The sequence below is a fragment of the Rheinheimera sp. genome (assembly GCF_037442345.1).
Classification (GTDB): Bacteria; Pseudomonadota; Gammaproteobacteria; order Enterobacterales; family Alteromonadaceae; genus Pararheinheimera.
Map to the genome: position 1 here is coordinate 158,283 of NZ_JBBIQL010000007.1, position 6,000 is coordinate 164,282.

Consider the following 6,000-nt stretch of genomic DNA (forward strand, 5'->3'; position numbering starts at 1 on the left):
CTGTCAGGACCTTAGTATGCGCAACCCACCTTTAGTCAGCCTTGTGTTGGCATGTTTATTTTCAGGAACAGCTATGGCCGCACAAGCACCACAAGCTCAGACCAAAGCCTATGAGGTTGACTCCCCGTATGGCAAACGCTCAGACCCTTATTACTGGCTGCGTGATGACAGCCGGCAAAACCCGGAGATGCTGGCGTACCTGAATGCTGAAAATCAGTATTTTCAGCAAATGACAGCCAATCAGAAAACTCTGGTGGATCAGCTGGATAAAGAAATTGTCGGCCGTATCAAACAAGATGACAGCTCTGTGCCTTATGACAAAGGGGATTACACCTATTACACCCGTTTTGAAACCGGTCAGCAGTACCCGATTTATGTACGTAAGCCAAAAGCCGGTGGAGCAGAACAAATCCTGCTGGATGTAAATAAACTGGCTGAGGGCAAAGACTTTTATCAGATAGGTAACTGGGAAGTCAGCCCGGATCAGCGGACGCTCGCCTATATGGAAGACTTAAATGGCCGTCGCCAGTACAACCTGAAATTCCGCGATTTGACAACAGGCAAAGACTTACCGGATCAGATCCCTGGTTTGTCGGCATCTATTGCCTGGGCTGCCGACAATAAAACGGTGTTTTATATCGAAAACGACCCAGTGACTTTGCTGAGCACCAAGGTGAAAAAGCATCAGCTGGGGACGGACGCCAGCAAAAACCCTGTGGTGTATGAAGAAAAAGACAACAGTTTTTATATGGGGGTCGGAACCAGCAGCGATAACGCTTATGTGGTGATCGGTCTGGAAAGTACAGTCTCGAATGAATTCCGGGTGTTGCCTGCGGCCACCCCGGACGGAAAATTCCAGCTGCTGGCACCACGTCAGCGTGACTTCAAATACGACGCTGATCATCAGGCCGGACGTTGGGTGATCCGCACTGACTGGCAGGCGCCGAACTACCGTCTGATGACTGTGGCGGATAAAGACATTGGCGACCGCACCAAGTGGCAGTCGTTATTGGCACATGACGATGGCATTTTTATCGAAAGCTTTCAGCTGTTTGATCAGTACCTGGCCATTAACGAGCGCAGTGAGGGTTTAAGCCGGATCCGGGTTTTGCCCTGGAAAGACCTGAGCAAAGCCACTTATGTGGCGTCTGACGAAGCCTCTTATGTGGCAGATTTTGAGATCAACCCGGAACAAAACACCCATTGGCTGCGGTATAACTACAGTTCACTGACCACACCCAACAGCGTGTACAAAGTGAATATGAAGACCGGTGAGCGGGTGCTGCTGAAACAGCAGGAAGTGTTGGGTGGTTTCGATAAATCGCAATACAAGACGGACAGAGTCTGGGCTCTGGCCAAAGATGGCAGCAAAATTCCGGTGTCCTTGTTGTACAAAAAGGACTTTAAGCGTGATGGCACTGCACCTTTGTACCAATACGCCTATGGCTCTTATGGCAACTCGATGGACCCCTATTTCCGTTCGACTGTGTTGTCGTTGGTGGACCGGGGTTTTGTCTATGCCATTGCCCATATCCGTGGTGGCCAGGAAATGGGACGGCATTGGTATGAGCAGGGTAAGTTGCTGAATAAAATCAATACGTTTACTGATTATATTGCGGTGACAGATTATCTGGTTGCAGAAAAGTATGCGGCCAAAGATAAAGTCTTTGGTATGGGGGGCAGCGCTGGTGGTTTGCTGATGGGGGCGGTGGCCAATATGGCACCAGAGAAATACCGTGGTCTGGTGGCTCATGTGCCTTTTGTCGATGTCGTGACCACTATGCTGGATGAATCAATCCCGCTGACCACCAATGAATTTGATGAATGGGGCAACCCGAAGCAACAAGCCTATTACGACTATATGCTGTCCTATTCCCCTTATGATCAGCTGAAAAAACAAGCCTATCCGGCCATGCTGGTCACCACGGGCTTGCATGATTCCCAGGTGCAGTATTTTGAACCGGCCAAATGGGTTGCCAAATTACGTACCCTGAAAACAGATAACAACCCTTTGTTATTTAAGATCAATATGGAAGCTGGCCATGGTGGTAAATCCGGACGTTTTGCCCGCTTGCATGAAACAGCGCAGGAATACGCTTTCATTTTATCTTTGCTGAACCAGCCAGGTTCTTAGTTGTGATGATGAAACCGCAGCCTGTGCCGGGCTGCGGTTTTTTTGCCATTTTTCCCCCTTGGGCTTAAAGAGCCGCAAATTGACCTCAATTCCCTGCCTGTGTTGGTAGACAAAGTTTTTACTGCTCTGTATAACAATATGACTTAGCTGAATTTTTTGTTCTGTCATGAAGTGGACAGAATTATCAGCTATGGTTTTTAGTGCAGTCACATAATAACCATAATTCAGGTAACGCTTATGAAAGCATCCGGCATGTCCCTGGCCTTGTATAACAACTTTTTAGGTCAGGCTCCTAACTGGTACAAACTCACCATCATCGTTTTTTTACTGATCAACCCGATACTCTTTATTCAGAACCCATACCTGGCTGGTTGGGCTTTGGTTGTCGAGTTTATTTTTACACTGGCCATGGCGCTGAAATGTTACCCCTTGCAGCCTGGCGGCTTGCTGACGCTGCAGGCTGTGGCTATGGGGATGACCAGCACCCACAAAGTGATGCATGAAGTGTCGGTCAATATTGAAGTGATTTTATTGCTGGTGTTTATGGTCGCCGGCATTCACTTTGTGAAAGACCTGCTGTTGTTTGTGTTTACTAAATTACTGATTCGGGTGCGCTCGAAAACAACCTTATCGTTGGCCTTTGTCTGTATGGCGGCCTTTTTGTCGGCTTTCCTCGACGCGCTGACCGTGGTGGCGGTGATTATTGCGGTGGGCATCGGATTTTATGCCATCTACCACAAAATTTCGTCTGGCAAGAAATTTCAGGACCCGCACAACCACAACGAAGACAACGAAGTGCATGAACTGTCGCGGGCGGATCTGGATGCGTTTCGTGGCTTTTTACGCAACCTGCTGATGCATGCCGGTGTAGGGACCGCCTTGGGTGGTGTGTCGACCATGGTCGGCGAGCCGCAAAACCTGATTATTGCCGAAGCCGTGGGCTGGGATTTCGCTGAGTTTGCGTTGCGTATGGCATCCATCAGTGCGCCTGTTTTACTGGCTGGTTTAGTCACTTGTTTTGTGCTGGAGAAAATGCGCTGGTTTGATTTTGGTGTGCGTTTGCCGCAGCCGGTGCAGGATGTCCTTATTGCTTATGACAACTACCAGACCGAACGTATGACCAGTTCGGACGTCAGCAAACTGTGGGTGCAGGGGCTGATTGCCGTGATCCTGATCCTTTGCCTGAGCCTGCATCTGGCTTCTGTGGGTCTGATAGGTCTGATGGTGATTATTCTGGCTACAACCTTTTGTGGTGTTACCGACGAGCATCAGTTGGGGAAAGCCTTTCAGGAAGCTTTGCCTTTCACCTCGCTGCTGGTGGTGTTTTTTGCCGTGGTGGCGGTCATTATTGACCAGCACCTGTTTAAACCTGTGATTGACTGGGTTCTGACCTTTGACGGTCAGGATCAACTGGCCATGCTATTCCTGGCGAATGGCGCCTTGTCGATGGTCAGTGACAACGTGTTTGTCGGCACTGTCTATATCAATGAAGTCAAAGCGGCCTGGCAATCCGGCCAAATTACGCGTGAGCAGTTTGAATTGCTGGCGATTGCGATTAACTCAGGTACCAACCTGCCAAGTGTGGCCACTCCAAATGGTCAGGCGGCGTTTCTGTTCCTGCTGACCAGCGCTTTGGCCCCGCTTATTCGGCTGTCCTATATGAAAATGGTCTGGATGGCGTTGCCTTATACGCTGGTGCTGACCCTGGTTGGTCTGGCAACAACAGTGCTGGTATTGCCTGAAGTGACCCAGTGGATGTATGCCAATGGCTGGATCCATCACTTTGATCCTGCCGCCGTCGTCAGTCCGGCATCCGGCCATTGAATCCTGAAGGAGGCAACCGCCGTTGCCTCCTGCTTTTGTCCCGCGTCATGGCGCAGCAGTCCGGTTTGGCTGGACAGGCTGCAGGCTGGCAGGTATAACATTCTGAAATTTATGATCATGCTGGACTGATTGATTTCAGCCCGCCTCGTTGCGCGCTGCTTTGGTCGTTTTCCTGGATCCATCAATGCATTCAGGTCTCCATAAGGACGCAAATCGATGATTGAACTGCTGTTGCTGGTCTTGCTCCCCTTGCTTGGGGTGCTGGTTCCTGTGTTCTGCCGCCATTGGTCCCGCAGCTCCTGCGCCATGGCTACGGCTGTACTTCCGTTTGCTGCATTAGCGTTGGTGTTGCAGCTGGCCCCAGCGGTGTTTGCCGGTGACACCTTGTTGCTTCATCTGCCATGGGCGCAAGCTTTGGGATTACTAATCAGCCTGCGGCTGGACGGTCTGTCTTTGCTCTTTGTGCTGCTCATCCTCGGTATGGGACTGCTGGTGATTTTGTATGCCCGCTATTACCTGGCTGAAAAAGACTCCATGCCTCGTTTTTATGCCTTTTTGTTGTTGTTTATGGCGGCCATGCTTGGGGTGGTCCTGTCCAATAACCTGATCCAGCTGTGGGTGTTCTGGGAGCTCACCAGCATCAGCTCATTTCTGCTGATTAGTTACTGGTGGCACCGAGCCGACGCCCGCCTGGGGGCGCGGATGGCTTTGGCCATTACCGGCTTTGGTGGGTTGGCACTGCTGGCTGGGGTGTTATTGCTCGGACAGGTGTTAGGCAGCTACCAACTGGATGTGGTGCTGAGTAAAGCGGCACAACTGCAGCAAAGCAACTGGTATCCGTTAATACTGGTGCTGATACTGCTTGGGGCTTTTACGAAATCTGCACAGTTTCCGTTTCATTTCTGGCTGCCCAATGCGATGGCGGCACCCACACCTGTCAGTGCTTATCTGCATTCGGCCACTATGGTGAAAGCCGGTATCTTCCTGCTGGCGCGTTTGTACCCGCTGCTGGCGGGGTCGGACTTATGGTTTTTGCTGGTGACCCTGACCGGGCTGACCACTTTGTTGGTCGGTGCTTACCTGGCCTTGTTCCAACATGATTTAAAAGGCCTATTGGCTTATTCCACCATTTCACATCTGGGGCTCATTACCCTGTTGTTGGGGCTGGATACTGATCTGGCGACTGTGGCCGCTATTTTCCATATTATGAACCACGCCATCTTCAAAGCGTCGTTGTTTATGGCCGCCGGTATTATTGATCACGAATCCGGTTCGCGGGATATGCGTAAACTGAACGGGCTCTGGCAGTTTATGCCAGTGACCGCCACACTGGCGATGGTGGCGTCGGCTTCGATGGCTGGAGTACCGCTGTTGAACGGTTTCCTGTCCAAAGAAATGTTTTTTGCTGAAACCCTGCACCAGGACGTACTTGGTGCCTTGTCTTGGCTGATCCCTGTGTTGGCCACAGTGGCGGCTATTTTATCTGTCGCTTATTCGGCGCGTTTTATTCATGACGTGTTTTTTAATGGTCAGCCCAGAGGTTTGCCTAAAACGCCCCACGAGCCTCCCCGTTACATGAGGGTGCCAGTGGAGGTTCTGGTCGCCCTCTGTATCCTGGTTGGGGTGGTACCGCACTATGTGGTGGGTGATTTATTGGCTGTTGCATCAGTGGCAGCCCTGGCCGGGCCTTTGCCACACTACAGTTTGTCCATTTGGCACGGTTTTAACTTGCCCCTGCTGATGAGTATGGTGGCGCTGGTGCTGGGGATTTGTCTCTATGCCAACCGGAAGCATCTGTTTCGGTTTCAGGCTGAAATTCCCAGCCTCAATGCGTTAACCGTATTTGATCAATGGTTCCGTCAGTGGGTAGGCAAGGCGCAGCGCCTGCATCAACGCATTGAAAATGGTGAACTGCAGACCTATTTGAGTTGGTTATTGCTGCTGATGGTGCTGATGCTGCTGTTGCCATTACAGCAAATGGGGCAATTTAAAGGACTGAAGCCGGAGCTGCCAGCAGATCCGCTGATGTTTATTGCAACTCT

The 6,000-nt window shown here is 50.9% G+C and carries 3 protein-coding genes; all 3 read left to right on the top strand.

Features of this window, described 5'->3' with window-relative positions:
• The first annotated feature begins 73 nt into the window (after positions 1-73).
• Complete coding sequence (locus WKJ04_RS05965) at positions 74-2,134, top strand: S9 family peptidase (RefSeq protein ID WP_337879577.1); 2,061 nt, start codon at positions 74-76, stop codon at positions 2,132-2,134.
• Between the two features lie 237 nt (positions 2,135-2,371).
• A complete protein-coding gene (gene nhaB / locus WKJ04_RS05970; RefSeq protein ID WP_337879578.1) occupies positions 2,372-3,958 on the top strand; it encodes a sodium/proton antiporter NhaB in 1,587 nt (528 codons plus the stop codon).
• 216 nt (positions 3,959-4,174) lie between these two features.
• Positions 4,175-6,000: proton-conducting transporter membrane subunit (locus WKJ04_RS05975; protein ID WP_337879579.1), on the top strand; the 1,826-nt coding region annotated here is incomplete at its 3' end.

Bases quoted from the DNA above. Each gene is read 5' to 3' on its own strand.
- WKJ04_RS05965 (WP_337879577.1), top strand. From the start codon at position 74: ATGGCCGCACAAGCACCACAAGCTCAGACCAAAGCCTATGAGGTTGAC.
- nhaB (WP_337879578.1), top strand. From the start codon at position 2,372: ATGAAAGCATCCGGCATGTCCCTGGCCTTGTATAACAACTTTTTAGGT.